Below are 18,764 nucleotides of genomic sequence, written 5' to 3'. Positions count from 1 at the left end.
ATTAATTCTTTTTATTCTTTTCTAAGGATTTGTGCTGAATCTTCACATCCTTACCTTTAGCTTGAAAATATTCACCAATTTGTTGAGCGATATAAACAGAACGATGTTTACCTCCTGTACAGCCGATGGCAATAGTGAGATAGCTTCGGTTATTTTGCTCTAACATCGGTAACCATGCTTCAATGTAATTGCGTGTTTGGTAGATAAAATTATTCACTTCATCATGCGCAAGTAAAAATTGTGCAACAGGTTCATCAAGCCCCGTCATTGGGCGCAGTTCTGGGCTCCAGTGCGGGTTAGGTAGAAAACGCACATCAAAGACGTAATCGGCATCAAGCGGAATACCATATTTAAAGCCAAACGATTCAACCACGATCTTAAGTTCTTTATCTGTATTTCCGCGTAAAACTTCTCTTAAACGTTCAGATAACGCATGAGTGGAAAGTGGTGCGGTATCAATAATAAAATTAGCATGTTGAATTAAAGGTTCAAGCTGCTGATATTCTAAATCAATCGCTGATTCAAGCGGGAGATCTTGAGCCGAAAGTGGGTGAAGACGACGTGAATCGCTATAACGGCGAATAAGTGTACTGCGATCGCTGTCCAGAAAGATGATTTTGACGGAATAAGTAGCTTGAATATCTGTCAGGATTTTGTCTAAATCGGCACTTGAATGAGGAAGATTTCGAATATCGAGGCTGATGGCAACAGCCGTTTGAGTTTTGGCGAGAATATTGGTGAGCTGAGGAAGTAAATCAAGTGGGAGATTATCCACGCAATAATAGCCCATATCTTCCAAAGCTCGTAATGCGACAGATTTCCCCGCACCGGAGCGACCGCTGATAATAATAATTTCCATCTGCGTGATTCCTTATGGTTAGTTGGTTAGGTTATACCTCTTGAGGTGCAATATTATCTAAATTTGTGTCATCTTCAGATTCCTCTGAATGATCGGCACATTCAAAAATTTGCCAAATTTCATCCGCACTTTGTGCTGAACGAAGTTGTTTAATTAAGTTTTTATCAGTTAATTTTTCATTGAGTTCTGCCAGAACAGGAATATATTCTTGGCAGTGATTTTCGGGTACGAGCACAGCAAAAATGATATCCACCGGTTTATTATCGGCGGCATCATATTCGACAGGCGTTTCTAATTGCATAAATACCGTCAGGATCTTATCTGACACAGTAGCAGGTAACTTAGCTTTAGGCATGGCGACACCATTGCCTAATCCTGAATTACCTAATTTTTCTCGTTCAAATAAACATTCAAAACAAGCTTGTTCACCATTTTCAGAGTGAAGTTTTTCCACAACGAAAGTGGCAATAGATTCAAATAATCGTTTCTTGCTAGAAAAAGCAACCCCCTGACGAATATCATCAGGGGAGAGCAATGTAGTAAATTTCATAGGTTATAGTTTAAATTGTTCGCCTAAATAGACACGTTTAACGTGCTCATCATTCATGACTTCTTCCGGTGTGCCGGTTGCGATAATTTTCCCTTCACCAACAATGTAGGCACGTTCACAAACATCAAGGGTTTCGCGTACGTTGTGGTCGGTAATTAACACACCTAAGCCACGATTACGGAGATCCGTGATGATTTTCTTAATATCCGTGACTGAAATTGGATCTACACCCGCAAAAGGTTCATCTAATAAAATAAACTTTGGATTTGCCGCTAAGGCGCGTGCAATTTCCACACGACGACGTTCACCACCAGAAAGAGATTGCCCCAGGCTATCACGAATATGGCTAATATTGAACTCATCAATTAACTCATCCGCTCTCTCTCGGCGTTGTTCTGCAGTGAGATCTTTACGAATTTCTAATACCGCCATGAGGTTTTCATAGACTGTTAAACGACGGAAAATAGAGGCTTCTTGTGGTAAATAGCCAATTCCTCGACGTGCACGTTCATGCATAGGCAATACGCTAATATCATCACCATCAATGGTGATTTTTCCCTGATCGTGACGCACTAAACCCACCACCATATAGAAAGTGGTGGTTTTACCCGCACCATTTGGACCAAGTAGGCCAACAATTTCATTGGAGTTTACGGTTAAACTCACATCAGAAACCACTTTTCGGCTCTTGTAGCTTTTTGCGAGAAATTCAGCTTGTAATACAGACATCGGTTATTTTTTACCTTTTTGTTGTAATTGGGTCGGAATTAAGACGGTTTGCACACGTGATTTTCCATTACCATTGGCTTTTAACTGTTGTTTTTTCACATCATAAGTGATGCGTTCACCGTTAATTTTGCTATCTAATTGTTTTAATTCAGCATTACCGGTCAATGTTAAAAATTCAGTACCTAAATCGTAGTGAACTTTATTCGCTCTACCATCAACAGGCTTACCATCATCAAGTTGTTGGTGGAAGGTAACAGGGCTACCAAAGGCTTCGACGGTCTCTTTTTTGCCTGAATTTTCTGGCGGACGAGTAATAACCACTTTATTGGCTTTAATCAAAATAGAACCTTGTGTAATCACAACGTTATCCGTAAAGGTCACCACGCTGTTTTCCATATCTAAAGATTGATTATCTGAGACGATATTGATCGGTTTATTGGTATCGTCTTTTAACGCAAAAGCAGATAAAGAAGTCATCATTAACGCTGTTAAAAGCAGAATTTTATTGTTTGTTGATTTCATAATATGTTTTTACCTGTTCCTTTAGAGTTGCAACTTGCTGACGTAAATTTCCGACCAACTTTAATCCACTTGAGTTAAAGTTTAATCCGTTAATTTTTACTTGTGTATCGGAAGTAATGTCTTGTGTTTTTAAATTAATCACTGCGGCTTCGGTCTCAACACGTTGCAGACGAGATAAAGGGTCAAGGCTCTCGGCAACCACGCCACCTTCAAGATAGAGCATTTGATCTTTCGTTAATTTTGCCTTTTGCGCGCTAAGTTTCCAATTTTGTTTTTCTAATTGAATTTTATCGGTTTTCGCTTCCTTGTCTTTATTGTCCAAAGAGACATCAAAAAGATAGACTAACGGCGAAATAAAATCTGTATGACCGTCTTGTGTGTAATATTCTACCTTATCGGAAATCGCGAGATATTGTTTTTTTCCTTCTGGCGAGAATACAGTCGTTTCCATTTTATTACCGACGTATTCTGGGCTATCAGGTTTTTTGATTAGGCTTTGTAAATCGCCATGATCTTGATTAAGCGAATAATACCAGCCTAATAAAACCAAGGCGATGACACCTAAAATAATATTCCAACGAATATTCATAAATAACGTTTTTTCCTTCTTAAAAGGGTAGCTAATCATAGCACTTTTTTGACACAAAGTGTGGTCAAAAATAGCCGTATTTTAGTCTTCTAAAATGAGTGTTTTTAAGATCTGATAAATCTCGCGATAAGCTTTTGACGGCTTATTTTGTTCCTTCTCTTTTTGTGCTGCACGAATCAAATTACGTAATTGTTGGCGATCTGCAGAAGGACGCTCATTTAACAAATCAGTCAGTGCTACATCACCTTTCGCAACTAATTCATCACGTAAGATTTCCAACTTATGCAGCATCGCTTGTTGTTGATTATGTTTGTTTTCAATTTTTTCTAAAGCTTCACGAATAGGCTCTGCATCAATTGAGCGTAAGAGCTTACCAATATATTGCAATTGGCGACGACGCGCCTCTTTTTGCAGACGTTGTGCTAATTCAATGGCATCTTTCAAGCTATCGTCTAGTGGAACCTTAGTCAGATTTGCTTTGGTTAAGTTCACCAATTTCTCGCCGAGCTGTTTTAAATCCTCAGCGTCTCGTTTGATTTCACTTTTACTTACCCAAATAATCTCTTCTTGGTCTTCATCTTCCCAATCAAAGGCTTCTTTTTTCTTACGTTTTGCCATTCTATTACCTTATGAAAAATTTGGTGCATTTTAGCATAAACTTTCAAAATAAGATAAAATGGCGCAAATTTTTAATAGGATTATCATCATGAAAACAGCAGAAAATTTAACCGCACTTTTAAAATCTCAAGAGCAAACATTGCGTGATGCAGTCAGTTTTGCGATTGAAACTGCACAGAAAGCGGGAGCCACCGCTGAAGTCGGTGTGACAAATGTGAGTGGTTTATCGGTTTCAACCCGTCTGCAAGAGATTGAAAATGTTGAATTTACTAATGATGGAGCATTAGGCATTTCTGTTTATTTAGGCCAACAAAAAGGCAATGCTTCTACCTCAGACTTAAGTGAAGAAGCGATTAAAAATACCGTTGAAGCAGCACTTGCTATTGCAAAATATACTTCACCAGATGATTGCACAGGGCTAGCCGATAAAGAACTAATGGCTTTTGAAGCACCCGATTTAGCGCTTTATCATAGTGCAAATGTTGATGTCGAACAGGCTACAAAATTAGCTTTAGAAGCTGAAAAATCAGCGTTGGAATACGATGCTAAAATTGTGAATAGTAATGGCGCAAGCTTTAATTCTCATACCGGTGTGCGTGTTTATGGTAATACACATGGCATGCTACAAAGTTACTTATCTAGCCGCTATTCTTTATCCTGTTCGGTGATTGGTGGCGAGCTAGATCAACTTGAAAATGACTACGAATATACAGTTTCACGTGAGTTTGATGCCCTTTCTTCAGCGGATTGGGTAGGGCAGAATTGTGCAAAAAAAGTGATTGCGCGTTTAAATCCACAAAAATTAACGACACGTGAAGTGCCAGTGATTTTCTTAAATGATGTAGCAACTGGATTAATTTCTCATTTAACGGGCGCGATTAGTGGCGGCAGCTTATATCGTAAATCCAGTTTCTTGCTCGATCATCTTGGAAAACAAGTATTACCAGATTGGTTCCAAATTAGTGAGCGTCCACATTTGTTAAAACGTTTAGCCTCTACGCCTTTTGACAGCGAAGGGGTGCGAACACAGGATCTTGAAATTATTCAAGATGGCGTATTGCAAACCTATTTGCTCACCAGTTACAGCGGTAGAAAAATGGGCATGCAAAGTACCGGTCATGCAGGCGGTATTCATAACTGGCTTGTGAAACCAAATTTAACGGGCGGATTGACCGCACTTTTACGTCAAATGGGCACCGGTTTATTAGTGACAGATGTCATGGGGCAAGGCGTAAATATTGTGACGGGGGATTATTCCCGTGGCGCAGCAGGCTTCTGGGTGGAGAATGGCGAGATCCAATATCCAGTTGCTGAAATTACTATTGCTGGTCAATTGCAGGATATGTTAAAAAATATTGTGGCAGTAGCAGATGATATTGAACATCGATCCAATATTCAAACAGGTTCAATCTTGTTAGATAAGATGAAAATTTCAGGAAATTAATAATTTTTTAAAAATGATAATAATTCTTATTGACATGTAATTTCTTTCTGCTACTATACGCACATCTGTTTAGCAGCGATTGCAGATTGCTCCAACAGGTAGAGTAGAAAGTAAATTCGTTAGGGTTAAAAAGGCTGAAGGTTTAAACTTCAGCCTTTTTTATTGTAGAATACGCAAACGATTAAATTAAAAAGGAAAGACCATGAAAAAACACCACGTCGATATTTTAATTTCAGAAGTGGATGTCCGTAGTCGCATAGCTGAACTTGGCGCGGAAATTACGCATTTTTATCAACAAAAAGCCATTGATAAACTGATTGTTGTTGGGCTTTTACGTGGTTCATTTATGTTCATGGCCGATCTCGTGCGTGAATTAAAATTACCGGTAGAAGTGGAGTTTATGACAACTTCAAGCTATGGTTGCGGAATGACAAGTAATCACGATGTGAAAATTTCGAAAGATCTTGAGGGCGATATTCGCAATGAACACGTGCTAATTGTTGAGGATATTATTGATACGGGTTATACCCTTGAAAAAGTGCGCGGCATTTTAAATTTACGCGATCCTGCAAGCTTGGCGATTTGTACCTTATTAGATAAACCTTCTCGTCGAGAAGTGGAAGTACCGGTTGAATGGATTGGTTTTTCTATTCCGGATGAATTTGTTGTCGGCTATGGTATTGATTATGCTCAACGTTATCGTAATCTAGGCTATATTGGCAAAGTGGTTATAGACGAATAATTTATTTTTCAATAAAAAGAGCGGTCAAAATTCACAGTGATTTTTGACCGCTCTTTGTTTGTTAAGATTAGCGTTTCGCTTTTTTGATAAACTTCATCAAGCGTTTACGTTTACGTAATTGGTTTGGTGTGAGTTTATTTTTTCTACCCGCGAATGGGTTTGAACCTTCTTGGAATAGCAAGCGAATTGGCGAACCAATAATTTTCAAACTCTTACGATAATAATTAGATAAATAACGTTTGTATGAATCCGGTAATTTATCCATTTGGTTACCATGCACCACGATAATTGGTGGGTTATAACCACCTGGGTGAGCATATTTTAATTTAATGCGACGACCGCCAATCATTGGTGGTTGATGCTCATCCGTCGCCATTTGTAAAATACGGGTGAGAAGGGACGTCGTCATTTTTTGCGTCGCACAAGCATAAGCTTCTTTAATCGAATCAAAAAGATTACCCACGCCACTGCCATGTAAAGCAGAAATAAAATGCACACGGGCGAAGTCGATGAAATCAAGACGGCGATCTAATTCGGATTTGACGCGATCTTTCACATCTTGATCTAAGCCATCCCATTTATTCACGACGATCACAAGCGAGCGACCTGCATTTAAGATAAAGCCAAGTAGAGAGAGATCTTGGTCTGAAATGTTTTCACGCGCATCAATTGTGAGTAACACCACGTTTGCATCTTGAATCGCTTGTAATGTTTTGATGACAGAGAATTTCTCAACGGCTAAATGCACTTTACCACGTTTACGCACACCCGCTGTATCAATTAAGGTGTATTGTTGCCCATCGCGTTCCATTGGAATGTAGATACTGTCGCGTGTTGTGCCTGGCATATCGTAAACCACCACGCGATCTTCACCTAAAATACGATTGGTTAATGTCGATTTACCAACGTTTGGACGGCCTACAATCGCAATTTTGATATTTTTATCTTGTTCTTCTTCAAGCTCTTCGTCTAACGCTTCATCAATTAATGACGTATCTTCCTCTGAATCGAAGTCAAATTCGTGATCCCATTCATCTTTTTCTTCTTCATCAGAAGTGCGGTCATTTTCTGCTTCGTTTTCTTGTAATTTTTCCGCTAAAGGAGCAAGTACTTGCTCCATTAATTGAGTCACGCCACGGCCTTGTGATGCGGCGATTTGTTCAATTTCACCTAAGCCTAATTGATAGAATTCCGCACAGTGCGAGTCTGCATCAATACCGTCAGTTTTATTTGCTACAACCACGGTTGTTTTATTAGTACGTTGGCGTAAGTAATTGGCAATGCCAATGTCTGCAGCCGTTAAACCTGCGCGCGCATCCACTAAGAAAAGCACTACATCGGCTTCTTCAATCGCTAATAAGGATTGTTCTGCCATTTTTTCTTCAACACCTTCTTCAGTGCCATCAATACCGCCGGTATCGATCACAATGAAATCATAGCCAGAAATATTGGCATGACCGTATTTACGATCTCGGGTTAAACCAGGAAAGTCAGCGACAAGCGCATCACGAGTACGGGTTAAACGGTTGAATAGGGTGGATTTACCTACGTTTGGGCGACCCACTAAGGCAACGACAGGAGTTGTCATAAAAATATCTCTGTAAAGTGTAAATTTGGTTAATTATAGCGAATGTTGGCTGGCAGGTAAAATTCGGGCATAAAAAAAGCACCTTCTGGTGCTTCATTATCTCGGCTTAATTGGCGGAATGGACGGGACTCGAACCCGCGACCCCCTGCGTGACAGGCAGGTATTCTAACCAGCTGAACTACCACTCCGTGAGTATATTAAGACAAGTTTTAAATTGGCGGAATGGACGGGACTCGAACCCGCGACCCCCTGCGTGACAGGCAGGTATTCTAACCAGCTGAACTACCACTCCGCTAAGTGCTGGGTATAATAATGATGAACGTTAAAACCGTCAATCTTTTTTTTCTTTTTTATGTTTATCTGATTAATAGATAACCGATTAATGTGAGGTTTCATCCCCCGCACGAATAGACCAAAAACATTTGCCATCGCTTTTTTTATTGACCAATTTAAGGAAATCTAAATGGGCTTGGAGTTCATCATCAGTGGGTTGTAACACTTTTAAATTTTGCGAAAAATTGACCGCACTTTGAAGATCTTGCATATTAGCACCCGCTTGGATAATTGAACTATCCGCATGATCTTCATCAAATAGACTGGTTTGACCGCCCGTCATGGATAAATAAACGTCGGCTAAAATCTCCGCATCCAGTAACGCACCGTGGAGTGTTCGTTTGCTGTTATCAATGCCTAAACGATCACACAAAGCATCTAAGCTATTACGTTTTCCCGGGTACATTTGGCGAGCCATTTGCAATGTATCAGTGACGAGGCAAATGTCGGTTGTTTTGATATCTAACCCAAGTTTACGGAATTCATAGTCCATAAAGCCCACGTCGAAGGGGGCATTATGAATCAGCAGTTCGGCACCACGAATGTATTCAATAAAGTCTTGTGCAATCGTTTTGAAATCCGGTTTATCCGCCAGCATTTCATCCGTAATACCATGAACTTTAATAGCATCAGGATCAACCAAACGATCCGGTTTAATATAAATATGAAAATTATTGCCCGTATATTTACGGTTGATCATTTCCACGGCGCCAATTTCAATAATGCAATGCCCTTCGTAATGCGCACCAATTTGGTTCATACCGGTGGTTTCAGTATCCAGTACAATCTGGCGATCCGGATTTATCATTGTTCTACCTATCTGTTTCCTTTAAAATACTGCCTATTTTACACAAGCTCGAATTAGTTATGCAAAAACAGATTGAAATTTTTACGGATGGATCTTGCCTAGGCAATCCGGGAGCCGGTGGCATAGGGATTGTCCTGCGCTATAAACAGCACGAAAAACATATTTCAAAAGGGTATTTCAAAACCACCAATAATCGCATGGAATTACGAGCAGTGATTGAGGCTTTAAATAGCTTAAAAGAACCTTGCCATGTGACGCTTTATAGCGATAGCCAATATATGAAAAATGGCATCACACAATGGATTTACAATTGGAAGAAAAACAATTGGAAAGCGAGCACGGGCAAAGCGGTAAAAAATCAGGATTTATGGATTGCGTTAGATCAGGCGATTCAAACCCATAACATTGATTGGCAGTGGGTGAAAGGCCATTCAGGCCATCGTGAAAATGAAATTTGTGATGAATTAGCTAAACAAGGGGCAGAAAATCCGACCTTCGAAGATATCGGTTACGAAGGATAGTCTGCACCTTGTTTTAAGAGCGGTTATTCTTGATAACGAATTAACCCTTCTTGCTGTGTAGTGGCAATTAATGTGCCATCTGCAGCAAAAATTTGTCCTCTCGCTAAACCACGCCCAGCAAAAGCATTATTACTTTCAATGGCATGTAAGTGCCAATTATTTAAATTGAAAGGGCGGTGGAACCAAATGCTGTGGTCGATTGTAGCCACTTTCATCCCTTTCTGTAAAAAGCCTTTCCCATGTGGGTGAAGTGCGGTCAAAATACAGTGGAAATCAGAAAAATAGGCCAAGAGGCATTGTTGAGTCTGCAAATCCAGTGGTGCCTCTCCATTGGTTTTAAACCAAGCATATTGTTCTGGCGGCAGTTCTCGACCATCAAATGGATTGTTCAAATATCGGCTATGAATCTGAAATGGTCGCTCTTGAGCAAATTTTTCACTCAAGCTTTCAGGCAAAGTCTGCGCCACTTTTAACATGATTTCGTGTTCATCAATGCATTGTTCAGGGCCTGGCACTTGCGGCATGGCTGATTGATGCTCGAAGCCTTCTTCGGGTACTTGAAATGATGCAGTGACATGACAAATCACATTTTTATGTTGAATAGCTTTTACGCGTAACGCAGAGAAGTTGCGTCCTTCACGTAAAGTTTCTACATCATAAATAATCGGGTATTGACTGTCGCCAGGTGCTAAAAAGTAAGCATGGCAAGAATGGAGTACTCGCTCCGGCGGGGCAACTTGCATCGCGGCAGAAAGAGATTGTGCCACGACTTGGCCACCAAATACTTGGCGAAAACCTAAGTCTTCACTGGCTCCGCGAAAGATAAGATCATCAATTTTTTCTAATTTTAACAATTCGATGAGTTGATTTAATTTATCCGACATTGTTTTTTCCTTTTATAAATACAAAAAGACCGCATAGTTATGCGGTCTGAAGCGTTTTTATACGTTAAAGCGGAAGTGCATGACATCACCATCTTGGACGATGTAGTCTTTACCTTCTAAGCGCCATTTACCTGCTTCTTTTGCTCCGTTTTCACCTTTGAATTGGATGAAGTCATCGTAAGCAATTACTTCTGCACGGATGAAGCCTTTTTCAAAGTCAGTATGGATTACAGCCGCTGCTTTAGGGGCGGTTGCACCCACAGAAACCGTCCATGCGCGCACTTCTTTCACACCTGCAGTGAAGTAAGTTTGAAGATTTAATAAGGCATAACCTGCACGAATTACACGGTTTAAGCCTGGTTCTTCAATACCAAGGTCTTGTAAGAATTCGATTTTTTCATCATCATCAAGCTCAGCAATTTCTGCTTCAATCGCCGCACATACAGGCACCACAACAGAGCCTTCTTTTTCTGCAAACTCACGTACTTTGTCTAAATACGAGTTATTTTCAAAACCGTCTTCATTTACGTTCGCAATGTACATGGTTGGTTTTAATGTGAGGAAGTTATAGCTTTTAATTGCTAATAGTTCATCTTTATCTAACTCAACAGAACGAATCATGCCTGCTTCAGAAAGTACAGGAAGGATTTTTTCCATCACCGAGAGTTCAAATTTTGCGTCTTTATCACCACCTTTAGCGCGTTTTTGTAAACGTTGGATTGCACGTTCACAGCTGTCTAAGTCAGCAAGGGCTAATTCAGTATTGATGGTTTCGATATCGCTTAATGGATCGATTTTACCCGCAACGTGCACGATGTCGTCGTTTTCAAAACAACGAACAACATGACCAATTGCATCAGTTTCACGGATATTAGCTAGGAATTTATTACCTAAGCCTTCACCTTTACTTGCACCCGCAACCAAACCCGCGATATCCACAAACTCCATGGTGGTGGGTAATACGCGTTCAGGTTTAACAATTTCCGCTAACGCATCTAAACGCGGATCCGGCATTGGTACCACGCCAGTATTTGGTTCGATTGTACAAAACGGATAGTTTGCCGCTTCGATACCAGCTTTGGTTAATGCATTAAAAAGGGTAGATTTACCGACGTTTGGCAAACCAACGATACCACATTTAAATCCCATGATGTTTTCCTTATTGTAAGCGTAAGTGCGGTTAAAATTTATGGTGTTTTTTCACCGCACTTCTGAGTTAAATTTTAAAACTGTTTAAGCGATTGGTGGCTTTCACCATGCCTTCTTTGAAAAGCAATTCAATGCAATCGGTGGCTTCATCTAAAGCTTTATCGAGTGCTTCTCTTTCTGCAGGCGCGGGTTTGTTAAGCACAAAACCTGAAACTAAATCACGGTGTCCAGGATGGCCAATGCCAATGCGTAAACGATAGAAATTGTTGCTGTTACCAAGCTGAGCCACGATATCTTTTAAACCATTGTGTCCGCCATGTCCGCCACCTTGTTTTAATTTTACGGTGCCAGGCGGTAAGTCTAATTCATCGTGTAGCACTAAAATTTCTTCTGGTTTGATGCGATAAAAATTAGCAAGTGCGCCTACGGCTTTTCCACTTAAATTCATAAACGTCGTTGGCACTAAAAAACGGACTTCTTTGCCATTGATTAGTGTTTTTCCTACATAACCGAAGAATTTATTTTCTGCATTAAGCGAAACATTAAAGCGACGAGCCAAACGCTCAATCAGCCATTCCCCTGCATTGTGGCGGGTTTCCGCATATTTATCGCCAGGGTTTCCCAGCCCCACGATGAGTTTAATTTCAGACATAGTTTTCTACTTGAATAAAAATAGTGGCGTATTGTAGCGAAAAAGGGCTAATTTCTCAATCTATAAGGCTAAGACTAAAACACCTGAGAGAATTAATAGACTTCCTATAACTAATTTCATACTTAAAGGTTCGCCTAATAAAACTACACCTAAAATAATAGCAATAACCACACTGAGTTTATCAATGGGCGCAACCCAAGAGGCGGGCGCCATTTGTAACGCGCGATAATAACAAAGCCAAGATAGGCCTGTAGCAACACCAGAAAGAACTAAAAAGGTGAATGGTTTTGCGGCAATATGTTGTGGCAGTTGCCATTCGTTACGTGCGCTAATGATACCCGCTGTAACGAGTAAAACCACAATCGTACGGATAAATGTCGCAAGATTGCTGTTAATGCCTTCAACCCCTAATTTGCCTAAAATAGCGGTAAGTCCAGCGAAAAAGGCTGAACCAATAGCAAAAAATACCCAATTCATGATGTGCTCCTGATTTTATCGTTAATATTGACTGCACTTTTCCGCTATAATAACGGAAAACTCATTAAGACAGAATAAAACATGAAACAAATTAATATTGAAATCGCTTATGCCTTGCCGGATCGCTATTATTTGAAGTCCTTCAAAGTGGATGAAGGCACAATGATTCAAACGGCTATTTTACAATCGGGCATTTTACAACAGTTTACCGAGATCGATTTGCGTGAAAATAAAGTGGGGATTTATTCCCGTCCAGCAAAACTAAACGATCAATTAAAAGACGGCGATCGTATTGAAATTTACCGCCCATTATTAGCCGATCCTAAAGAAATTCGTCGTAAACGTGCAGCAGAGCAAGCCAAAGCCGCACAAGAAAAAGCTCAACAAGAAAAACAGGAAAAGGAGTAAAAAAATGACCGCACTTTCCAACCAATATTGTCTGCCTGATGGCATTACCCCTGAAATTTTCCTGCGTGATTATTGGCAGAAAAAACCATTAATTATTCGTAATGGTTTGCCTGAAATTGTTGGTCAATTTGAGCCTGACGATATCATCGAATTAGCACAAGGCGAAGATGTGACCGCGCGTTTAGTGAAAACCTTTTCAGATGATAATTGGAAAGTGTTTTTCAGTCCGTTATCCGAAGAAGATTTTGCAGATGTACCGGAGAAATGGTCGGTGCTCGTCCAAAATCTAGAACAATGGAGTACAGAACTTGGTCAGCTTTGGAATAAGTTTGGCTTTATTCCACAATGGCAACGTGACGATATTATGGTGTCCTATGCACCTAAAGGCGGTTCCGTTGGTAAACATTATGACGAATATGATGTGTTCTTGGTGCAGGGCTATGGTCATCGTCGTTGGCAGTTAGGTAAATGGTGTGATTCTTCCACAGAATTTAAACCGAATCAGCCGATTCGTATTTTTGATGACATGGGCGAATTGGTGATTGATGAAGTGATGAATCCGGGAGATATTCTTTATATTCCGGCTCGTATGTCACATTATGGTGTGGCTGAAGATGATTGTTTGACCTTTTCTTTTGGTTTGCGTTACCCGAATTTAGCAGATATTTTCGATAACGTGAATAAAGCGTTTTGTCATCAAGATCCTGAATTGAATTTAAGCGAATTCCAATTACCGTTACGCTTAACGCAATCAGAGCAGCGTACGGGCAAATTGGCAGATGAAAATATTCAAGCAATGAAAAAGCAATTCTTAGCGAAATTAGCAGAGTCTGAAGCCTTTGATGCCTTGTTCAAACAAGCAGTAGCCAGTACAGTGAGTTCGCGTCGTTATGAAATGTTGGTATCGGATGAAATGTCCGATCCTGACGAAGTGCAGTCAATTTTAGAAGAGGAACAAGGTGTATTAATGCAGGACAATAACTGCAAATTGCTTTACACCGAAAATCCGCTCCGCATTTATGCTAATGGCGAATGGTTAGATGAAGTGAATGTCATTGAAGCGGAAGTGCTGAAACGTCTTTCTGATGGTGAAGCGCTAGATTGGACATTCTTAAATAATTTAGTGAATGATACAGAAGATCCTGAAAGCACGATGGAATTATTACTTGATTCGATTTGTAACTGGCTGGATGACGGTTGGGTATTGATTGAATAATGTCTGAAAACATTTACTCTGTTTCCCAACTGAACAGCGCCGCCCGCCAAATGCTGGAAGGGAATTTTTCACAGATTTGGCTTACGGGGGAGATTTCCAATTTCACTCAACCTGTATCTGGGCATTGGTATTTAACGCTGAAAGATGAAAATGCCCAAGTTCGCGGTGCGATGTTCCGTATGAAAAATTTGCGCGTGGGGTTTCGTCCGCAAAACGGCATGCAAGTCTTGGTACGGGCAAATGTTAGTTTATATGAACCTCGCGGTGATTATCAGCTGATTATTGAATCTATGCACCCTGCTGGCGAAGGATTATTGCAACAGCAATTTGAAGCACTCAAAATGAAATTGGCGGCTGAAGGATTGTTTGCACAAAACTTGAAGAAAAGCTTACCGGACTTTGCTAAAGCCGTAGGTATTGTGACCTCTTCGACTGGCGCAGCTCTACAAGATATTCTGCATATTTTGGCTCGCCGAGATCCCAGTTTAAAAGTAGTGATTTATCCAACGGCAGTGCAAGGCAAGGAAGCAACGGCTGAAATCGTCCAAATGATAGATCTCGCTAATGCGCGTCAAGAAGTGGATGTATTGATTGTCGGTCGTGGTGGTGGTTCTTTAGAAGATCTTTGGTGCTTTAATGAAGAAGAAGTGGCACGTGCGATTTTCCGTTCTAATTTACCAATTATCAGTGCGGTAGGTCACGAAACCGATGTCACCATCGCCGATTTTGTGGCTGATTTACGTGCACCAACCCCCTCTGCAGCGGCGGAGTTAGTGAGTCGCAATCAGCAGGAATTACTTCAACAGTTAGCTTATAAGCAACAGCGTTTGGAGATGGCATTAGATCGTATTTTTAGTCATCAACAACAACGTTTACAACAGTTACGTTTGCGCCTGCAAAATCAACATCCGCAAAATCAATTGTTGATGCAAAAAGCCAAAACGGAGCAATTACATCATCGTCTCTTGTTAGCGATGCAGCGTCAAATGGATAAAACGCAGCAAAAATTGACCGCACTTTCAGCGCGCTTAAAACAAAATCCGTTGCCTTATCGATTGCAAAAACAATCCCAATATTTAGCTCAGTTACAAGTGCGGTTAAATTTAGGGGCGAATCGTCAAGTCACGGAACGTCAAAATAAATTGGCAACGTTGTGTGGCAAGTTAGATGGATTAAGTCCATTAAAAGTATTAGCGCGAGGATATTCCATCGCAGAAGATGCCAAAGGACATGCTATTGTGAGTGTGAAACAAGTCAAAACAGGCGACACCATTAAAACGAAGGTGGCAGATGGGGAAATAACCAGCCACGTTTGTTAATTTAAATAAATTTTTAATGTAAACCTATGATGAATAAGAAATCATCATAGGTTTTCTTTTTTTGTGACCGGCTTCAAAGTTTCGACAAAAAAATAGAGGGTTCAGTTTTTTTTATTTTTTTATGGGAGTATTATGCGACCTCGATACTAGGAGAGTAATGATGTCAGAAATTCAACAGTTTAGTCAGCATGATATAGAAGTTCTTAATGAAGAAACTGTTTATAAAGGTTTTTTTACACTTAAGAAAGTACAGTTTAAACATAAGCTTTTTGCTGGTGGCGAAAGTGGCGTTGTGACACGTGAATTATTAGTCAAAGGTGCTGCTTCTGCAGTGATTGCTTACGATCCGAAAGAAGATGCGGTGGTTTTAGTTGAGCAAGTACGTATTGGTGCATATCAACCTGAATCAGCTCGTTCCCCTTGGTTATTAGAATTGATCGCCGGCATGGTCGAAGAGGGTGAACAACCTGAAGAAGTCGCTTTGCGTGAAAGTGAAGAGGAAGCAGGCGTATCCGTTCAAGATCTCACTCATTGTTTAAGCGTGTGGGATAGCCCGGGTGGTGTCGTCGAACGTATTCATTTGTTTGTCGGTCGAGTAGATAGCTCGCAAGCCAAGGGACTTCATGGTTTAGCTGAAGAGAATGAAGACATTCGTGTTCATGTGATGAAACGTGAGCAAGCCTATCGATGGATGTGTGATGGCAAAATTGATAATGGCATTGCAGTAATGGGCTTGCAATGGCTTCAATTAAATTACGCCCAATTGCAGCAACGCTGGCGATAGGAGTCCCATGAACAATAGATTTGAATACGAACCCGCGAGTGAAGTTGTTAAATTATTACAAATTACCGATCCTCATTTGTTTAAAGATACAAGCAAAGACTTATTAGGTATCAACACGCACGAAAGTTTTTCTCAGGTGTTAAAAGAAATTCAGGCAGAATCTTTTGATTATGATGTCGTGCTTGCGACAGGTGATTTGGTACAAGATAGTAGCGATGAAGGTTATCTACGATTTGTTGAAATGGTTAAACCATTAAATAAGTCAGTATTTTGGCTTCCGGGTAACCATGATTTTCAACCCAAAATGGTCGAGCATTTAAGCCAATCGCCTATTAATGCGTCAAAACATTTACTTCTTGGTAAACATTGGCAAGTGATTTTGTTAGATAGCCAAGTTTTCGGTGTGCCTCATGGTGAATTGAGCGCTTATCAGCTAGATTGGTTAAAAACAAAATTATCTGAAAATCCAGCACGTCATAGCTTAGTCGTATTGCATCATCATTTATTGCCAACAAATTCAGCATGGCTTGATCAGCATAACTTACGTAATGCTCACGAATTCTCGGAGGTTCTGGCTCAATTCAACAATGTAAAAGGGATTTTATACGGTCATATTCATCAAGAGGTTGATGGCTATTGGCAAGGTTATCAAACCATGGCAACACCAGCGACTTGCATTCAATTTAAGCCGGACAGCAACCATTTTGCTTTAGATACCTTACAACCAGGTTGGCGTGAAATTGAGCTACATCCAGATGGGCGAATTGAAACGAGAGTGAAACGAATCAAACACAAAACGTTCCTGCCAAATATGGAGGAAGAAGGATACTAAACAAAGTGCGGTTAAAATTCAGGTGATTTTAACCGCACTTTTTCTATACCGAAAGGGGTAAAAGTCCATTTTACACTAGCCAGCATTCCCACAAATCTGTACAATAGCCGACCGATTTTATCTTTTTACTAATCTTTATTTTTTAAGCAATATGACGCAAAAATTACATATTAAAACATGGGGCTGTCAGATGAATGAATACGATTCATCAAAAATGGCCGATCTTCTTTTAAATACTCATGGTCTAGAATTAACTGATATTCCAGAAGAAGCCGATGTGTTGCTTCTTAACACCTGTTCTATCCGTGAAAAAGCACAAGAAAAAGTGTTCCACCAATTAGGGCGTTGGAAAGAATTAAAAAAACAAAATCCAAACTTAGTGATTGGTGTGGGCGGCTGTGTGGCTTCACAAGAGGGGGAGCATATTCGTCATCGTGCACCTTACGTAGATATCGTATTTGGTCCGCAAACTTTACATCGCTTACCAGAAATGATTAACCAAATTCGTGGTGGTAAAAGTTCGGTGGTAGATGTGAGTTTCCCAGAAATTGAGAAATTTGACCGCTTACCGGAACCCCGCGCAGAAGGCCCAACCGCGTTTGTGTCTATTATGGAAGGCTGTAATAAATATTGTACTTACTGCGTGGTACCTTATACCCGTGGTGAAGAAGTGAGCCGTCCTGTTGATGATGTATTATTTGAAATTGCGCAGTTGGCCGATCAAGGTGTTCGTGAAATCAATTTATTAGGCCAAAACGTAAATGCGTATCGTGGCCCGACATTTGATGGCGGTATCTGTACATTTGCGGAATTATTGCGTTTAGTAGCATCTATTGACGGTATCGACCGTTTACGTTTTACCACCAGCCATCCAATCGAATTTACTGACGATATTATTGACGTGTATCGCGATACACCAGAATTAGTAGACTTCGTACACTTGCCGGTGCAAGCTGGTTCTGACCGTATTTTAACCATGATGAAACGTGGTCATACCGCGTTAGAATATAAATCGATCATTCGTAAATTACGTGCCGTGCGTCCAAATATTCAAATCAGCTCAGATTTCATTGTAGGCTTCCCAGGTGAAACCAATGAAGAGTTTGAACAAACAATGAACCTAATCGCACAAGTGAATTTTGATATGAGCTTTAGCTTTATCTATTCTGCGCGTCCAGGTACACCTGCAGCAGACATGCCAGATGATGTAACCGAAGAAGAGAAAAAACAACGTCTCTATCTGTTACAAGAGCGTATCAACCAACAAGCGGCACAATATAGCCGTCGTATGCTTGGCACAGAGCAACGCGTATTGGTGGAAGGGCCGTCTAAGAAAGATATTATGGAATTAACAGGACGTACTGAAAACAACCGTATTGTGAATTTCCAAGGCTCACCAGATATGATTGGTAAATTTGTCGATATCAAGATTACGGATGTGTACACTAACTCTCTACGTGGCGAGGTGGTGCGTACTGAAGATCAAATGGGATTACGTATTGCGCAATCACCACAAGAAGTGATGAGTCGTACTCGTAAAGAAGATGAATTAGGCGTAGGACGTTATCACGGCTAATCATTTAAGAATATAGGTAAGTAACCGTACGAAAGTGCGGTTATTTTTTATGTGTTTTTTAGAAAAGAGAGCCGGAAAGTCTTTACCCTAAATTTTAGGCATAAAAAAACACCAATTAAGGTGCTAATTTAAAGTGGTGGGTCGTGAAGGATTCGAACCTTCGA

Annotated in this window: 21 protein-coding genes and 2 tRNA genes; 9 read left to right on the top strand and 14 right to left on the bottom strand. The window is 40.4% G+C overall.

Going from position 1 to position 18,764, the window contains the following annotated elements; genetic code table 11:
• Nucleotide 1: 1 nt before the first annotated feature.
• The 6 genes from rapZ to yjgA form a co-directional block, all read right to left on the bottom strand.
• Nucleotides 2–859 carry an RNase adapter RapZ gene (gene rapZ, locus HMPREF2750_RS07645; RefSeq protein ID WP_070583258.1) on the bottom strand — a complete coding sequence of 286 codons (858 nt, stop codon included), beginning with the start codon at nucleotides 857–859 and terminating at the stop codon, nucleotides 2–4.
• Nucleotides 860–890: 31 nt separating this feature from the next.
• Complete coding sequence (gene ptsN, locus HMPREF2750_RS07640; RefSeq protein ID WP_070583256.1) at nucleotides 891–1,409, bottom strand: PTS IIA-like nitrogen regulatory protein PtsN; 519 nt, start codon at nucleotides 1,407–1,409, stop codon at nucleotides 891–893.
• 3 nt (nucleotides 1,410–1,412) lie between these two features.
• Nucleotides 1,413–2,138 carry an LPS export ABC transporter ATP-binding protein gene (lptB, locus tag HMPREF2750_RS07635; RefSeq protein ID WP_049364392.1) on the bottom strand — a complete coding sequence of 242 codons (726 nt, stop codon included), beginning with the start codon at nucleotides 2,136–2,138 and terminating at the stop codon, nucleotides 1,413–1,415.
• Between the two features lie 3 nt (nucleotides 2,139–2,141).
• Nucleotides 2,142–2,660 (bottom strand): lipopolysaccharide transport periplasmic protein LptA, encoded by a 519-nt coding sequence (gene lptA / locus HMPREF2750_RS07630; protein ID WP_005696469.1) that lies wholly within the window; start codon nucleotides 2,658–2,660, stop codon nucleotides 2,142–2,144.
• Nucleotides 2,641–3,249, bottom strand: a complete 609-nt coding sequence (gene lptC / locus HMPREF2750_RS07625; RefSeq protein WP_070583255.1) for an LPS export ABC transporter periplasmic protein LptC — start codon at nucleotides 3,247–3,249, stop codon at nucleotides 2,641–2,643. Before lptC ends, lptA begins: the two co-directional genes overlap by 20 nt.
• An 81-nt stretch (nucleotides 3,250–3,330) precedes the next feature.
• Complete coding sequence (yjgA, locus tag HMPREF2750_RS07620; RefSeq protein WP_070583254.1) at nucleotides 3,331–3,867, bottom strand: ribosome biogenesis factor YjgA; 537 nt, start codon at nucleotides 3,865–3,867, stop codon at nucleotides 3,331–3,333.
• 88 nt (nucleotides 3,868–3,955) lie between these two features.
• On the opposite strand from yjgA, the gene pmbA reads away from it, so the two are divergent.
• Nucleotides 3,956–5,311 (top strand): metalloprotease PmbA, encoded by a 1,356-nt coding sequence (gene pmbA, locus HMPREF2750_RS07615; protein ID WP_070583253.1) that lies wholly within the window; start codon nucleotides 3,956–3,958, stop codon nucleotides 5,309–5,311.
• Between the two features lie 202 nt (nucleotides 5,312–5,513).
• The gene (hpt, locus tag HMPREF2750_RS07610; RefSeq protein WP_070583252.1) at nucleotides 5,514–6,053 is read left to right on the top strand and encodes a hypoxanthine phosphoribosyltransferase; all 540 of its coding nucleotides are present in this window, start codon (nucleotides 5,514–5,516) and stop codon (nucleotides 6,051–6,053) included.
• A gap of 67 nt (nucleotides 6,054–6,120) precedes the next feature.
• On the opposite strand, the gene der is transcribed toward hpt, so the two are convergent.
• The 4 genes from der to dnaQ form a co-directional block, all read right to left on the bottom strand.
• A complete protein-coding gene (der, locus tag HMPREF2750_RS07605) occupies nucleotides 6,121–7,641 on the bottom strand; it encodes a ribosome biogenesis GTPase Der (protein WP_049384377.1) in 1,521 nt (506 codons plus the stop codon).
• A 111-nt stretch (nucleotides 7,642–7,752) separates the two neighbouring features.
• Nucleotides 7,753–7,829, bottom strand: a tRNA-Asp gene (locus HMPREF2750_RS07600).
• Nucleotides 7,830–7,856: 27 nt separating this feature from the next.
• A tRNA-Asp gene (locus HMPREF2750_RS07595) sits at nucleotides 7,857–7,933 on the bottom strand.
• Nucleotides 7,934–8,020: 87 nt separating this feature from the next.
• A complete protein-coding gene (dnaQ, locus tag HMPREF2750_RS07590; protein WP_070583251.1) occupies nucleotides 8,021–8,782 on the bottom strand; it encodes a DNA polymerase III subunit epsilon in 762 nt (253 codons plus the stop codon).
• A 59-nt stretch (nucleotides 8,783–8,841) separates the two neighbouring features.
• Here dnaQ and rnhA point away from each other — a divergent pair, with 59 nt between their 5' ends.
• Nucleotides 8,842–9,303, top strand: a complete 462-nt coding sequence (rnhA, locus tag HMPREF2750_RS07585) for a ribonuclease HI (RefSeq protein WP_005699219.1) — start codon at nucleotides 8,842–8,844, stop codon at nucleotides 9,301–9,303.
• Between the two features lie 23 nt (nucleotides 9,304–9,326).
• Here the strand turns inward: rnhA and tesB are convergent, their stop codons facing one another.
• The 4 genes from tesB to HMPREF2750_RS07565 form a co-directional block, all read right to left on the bottom strand.
• Nucleotides 9,327–10,187 (bottom strand): acyl-CoA thioesterase II, encoded by an 861-nt coding sequence (tesB, locus tag HMPREF2750_RS07580; RefSeq protein ID WP_070583250.1) that lies wholly within the window; start codon nucleotides 10,185–10,187, stop codon nucleotides 9,327–9,329.
• A 57-nt stretch (nucleotides 10,188–10,244) separates the two neighbouring features.
• Entirely contained in the window at nucleotides 10,245–11,336 is a 1,092-nt protein-coding gene (gene ychF, locus HMPREF2750_RS07575) for a redox-regulated ATPase YchF (protein ID WP_070583249.1), read from the bottom strand.
• A 67-nt stretch (nucleotides 11,337–11,403) separates the two neighbouring features.
• On the bottom strand, nucleotides 11,404–11,988 hold the full coding sequence (gene pth, locus HMPREF2750_RS07570) for an aminoacyl-tRNA hydrolase (RefSeq protein WP_014065080.1): 585 nt from the start codon (nucleotides 11,986–11,988) through the stop codon (nucleotides 11,404–11,406).
• Nucleotides 11,989–12,048: 60 nt separating this feature from the next.
• Nucleotides 12,049–12,465 carry an EamA family transporter gene (locus tag HMPREF2750_RS07565; RefSeq protein WP_070583248.1) on the bottom strand — a complete coding sequence of 139 codons (417 nt, stop codon included), beginning with the start codon at nucleotides 12,463–12,465 and terminating at the stop codon, nucleotides 12,049–12,051.
• 81 nt (nucleotides 12,466–12,546) lie between these two features.
• Between HMPREF2750_RS07565 and HMPREF2750_RS07560 the strand changes: the two genes are divergently transcribed.
• From HMPREF2750_RS07560 to miaB, 6 genes are all read left to right on the top strand, one after another.
• Entirely contained in the window at nucleotides 12,547–12,873 is a 327-nt protein-coding gene (locus HMPREF2750_RS07560; RefSeq protein WP_049355806.1) for an RnfH family protein, read from the top strand.
• A gap of 4 nt (nucleotides 12,874–12,877) precedes the next feature.
• The gene (locus tag HMPREF2750_RS07555; RefSeq protein WP_070583247.1) at nucleotides 12,878–14,089 is read left to right on the top strand and encodes a ribosomal protein uL16 3-hydroxylase; all 1,212 of its coding nucleotides are present in this window, start codon (nucleotides 12,878–12,880) and stop codon (nucleotides 14,087–14,089) included.
• Nucleotides 14,089–15,408 (top strand): exodeoxyribonuclease VII large subunit, encoded by a 1,320-nt coding sequence (gene xseA / locus HMPREF2750_RS07550; protein ID WP_070583246.1) that lies wholly within the window; start codon nucleotides 14,089–14,091, stop codon nucleotides 15,406–15,408. Before HMPREF2750_RS07555 ends, xseA begins: the two co-directional genes overlap by 1 nt.
• 160 nt (nucleotides 15,409–15,568) lie before the next feature.
• On the top strand, nucleotides 15,569–16,192 hold the full coding sequence (nudF, locus tag HMPREF2750_RS07545; protein ID WP_070583245.1) for an ADP-ribose diphosphatase: 624 nt from the start codon (nucleotides 15,569–15,571) through the stop codon (nucleotides 16,190–16,192).
• Nucleotides 16,193–16,199: 7 nt separating this feature from the next.
• Complete coding sequence (gene cpdA, locus HMPREF2750_RS07540; RefSeq protein ID WP_070583244.1) at nucleotides 16,200–17,024, top strand: 3',5'-cyclic-AMP phosphodiesterase; 825 nt, start codon at nucleotides 16,200–16,202, stop codon at nucleotides 17,022–17,024.
• Between the two features lie 151 nt (nucleotides 17,025–17,175).
• Entirely contained in the window at nucleotides 17,176–18,600 is a 1,425-nt protein-coding gene (gene miaB / locus HMPREF2750_RS07535) for a tRNA (N6-isopentenyl adenosine(37)-C2)-methylthiotransferase MiaB (RefSeq protein ID WP_070583243.1), read from the top strand.
• Nucleotides 18,601–18,764 lie beyond the last annotated feature (164 nt).

It is taken from the genome of Haemophilus sp. HMSC066D02, from assembly GCF_001810545.1.
In the GTDB taxonomy this organism is placed as follows: Bacteria; Pseudomonadota; Gammaproteobacteria; order Enterobacterales; family Pasteurellaceae; genus Haemophilus_D.
This window is presented reverse-complemented; position numbering and strand designations above follow the sequence as displayed.

What these genes read in the sequence shown, in the direction of transcription:
- rapZ (WP_070583258.1), bottom strand. Translation starts at nt 859, where the DNA reads ATGGAAATTATTATTATCAGCGGTCGCTCCGGTGCGGGGAAATCTGTC.
- ptsN (WP_070583256.1), bottom strand. Translation starts at nt 1,409, where the DNA reads ATGAAATTTACTACATTGCTCTCCCCTGATGATATTCGTCAGGGGGTT.
- lptB (WP_049364392.1), bottom strand. Translation starts at nt 2,138, where the DNA reads ATGTCTGTATTACAAGCTGAATTTCTCGCAAAAAGCTACAAGAGCCGA.
- lptA (WP_005696469.1), bottom strand. Translation starts at nt 2,660, where the DNA reads ATGAAATCAACAAACAATAAAATTCTGCTTTTAACAGCGTTAATGATG.
- lptC (WP_070583255.1), bottom strand. Translation starts at nt 3,249, where the DNA reads ATGAATATTCGTTGGAATATTATTTTAGGTGTCATCGCCTTGGTTTTA.
- yjgA (WP_070583254.1), bottom strand. Translation starts at nt 3,867, where the DNA reads ATGGCAAAACGTAAGAAAAAAGAAGCCTTTGATTGGGAAGATGAAGAC.
- pmbA (WP_070583253.1), top strand. Translation starts at nt 3,956, where the DNA reads ATGAAAACAGCAGAAAATTTAACCGCACTTTTAAAATCTCAAGAGCAA.
- hpt (WP_070583252.1), top strand. Translation starts at nt 5,514, where the DNA reads ATGAAAAAACACCACGTCGATATTTTAATTTCAGAAGTGGATGTCCGT.
- der (WP_049384377.1), bottom strand. Translation starts at nt 7,641, where the DNA reads ATGACAACTCCTGTCGTTGCCTTAGTGGGTCGCCCAAACGTAGGTAAA.
- dnaQ (WP_070583251.1), bottom strand. Translation starts at nt 8,782, where the DNA reads ATGATAAATCCGGATCGCCAGATTGTACTGGATACTGAAACCACCGGT.
- rnhA (WP_005699219.1), top strand. Translation starts at nt 8,842, where the DNA reads ATGCAAAAACAGATTGAAATTTTTACGGATGGATCTTGCCTAGGCAAT.
- tesB (WP_070583250.1), bottom strand. Translation starts at nt 10,187, where the DNA reads ATGTCGGATAAATTAAATCAACTCATCGAATTGTTAAAATTAGAAAAA.
- ychF (WP_070583249.1), bottom strand. Translation starts at nt 11,336, where the DNA reads ATGGGATTTAAATGTGGTATCGTTGGTTTGCCAAACGTCGGTAAATCT.
- pth (WP_014065080.1), bottom strand. Translation starts at nt 11,988, where the DNA reads ATGTCTGAAATTAAACTCATCGTGGGGCTGGGAAACCCTGGCGATAAA.
- HMPREF2750_RS07565 (WP_070583248.1), bottom strand. Translation starts at nt 12,465, where the DNA reads ATGAATTGGGTATTTTTTGCTATTGGTTCAGCCTTTTTCGCTGGACTT.
- HMPREF2750_RS07560 (WP_049355806.1), top strand. Translation starts at nt 12,547, where the DNA reads ATGAAACAAATTAATATTGAAATCGCTTATGCCTTGCCGGATCGCTAT.
- HMPREF2750_RS07555 (WP_070583247.1), top strand. Translation starts at nt 12,878, where the DNA reads ATGACCGCACTTTCCAACCAATATTGTCTGCCTGATGGCATTACCCCT.
- xseA (WP_070583246.1), top strand. Translation starts at nt 14,089, where the DNA reads ATGTCTGAAAACATTTACTCTGTTTCCCAACTGAACAGCGCCGCCCGC.
- nudF (WP_070583245.1), top strand. Translation starts at nt 15,569, where the DNA reads ATGTCAGAAATTCAACAGTTTAGTCAGCATGATATAGAAGTTCTTAAT.
- cpdA (WP_070583244.1), top strand. Translation starts at nt 16,200, where the DNA reads ATGAACAATAGATTTGAATACGAACCCGCGAGTGAAGTTGTTAAATTA.
- miaB (WP_070583243.1), top strand. Translation starts at nt 17,176, where the DNA reads ATGACGCAAAAATTACATATTAAAACATGGGGCTGTCAGATGAATGAA.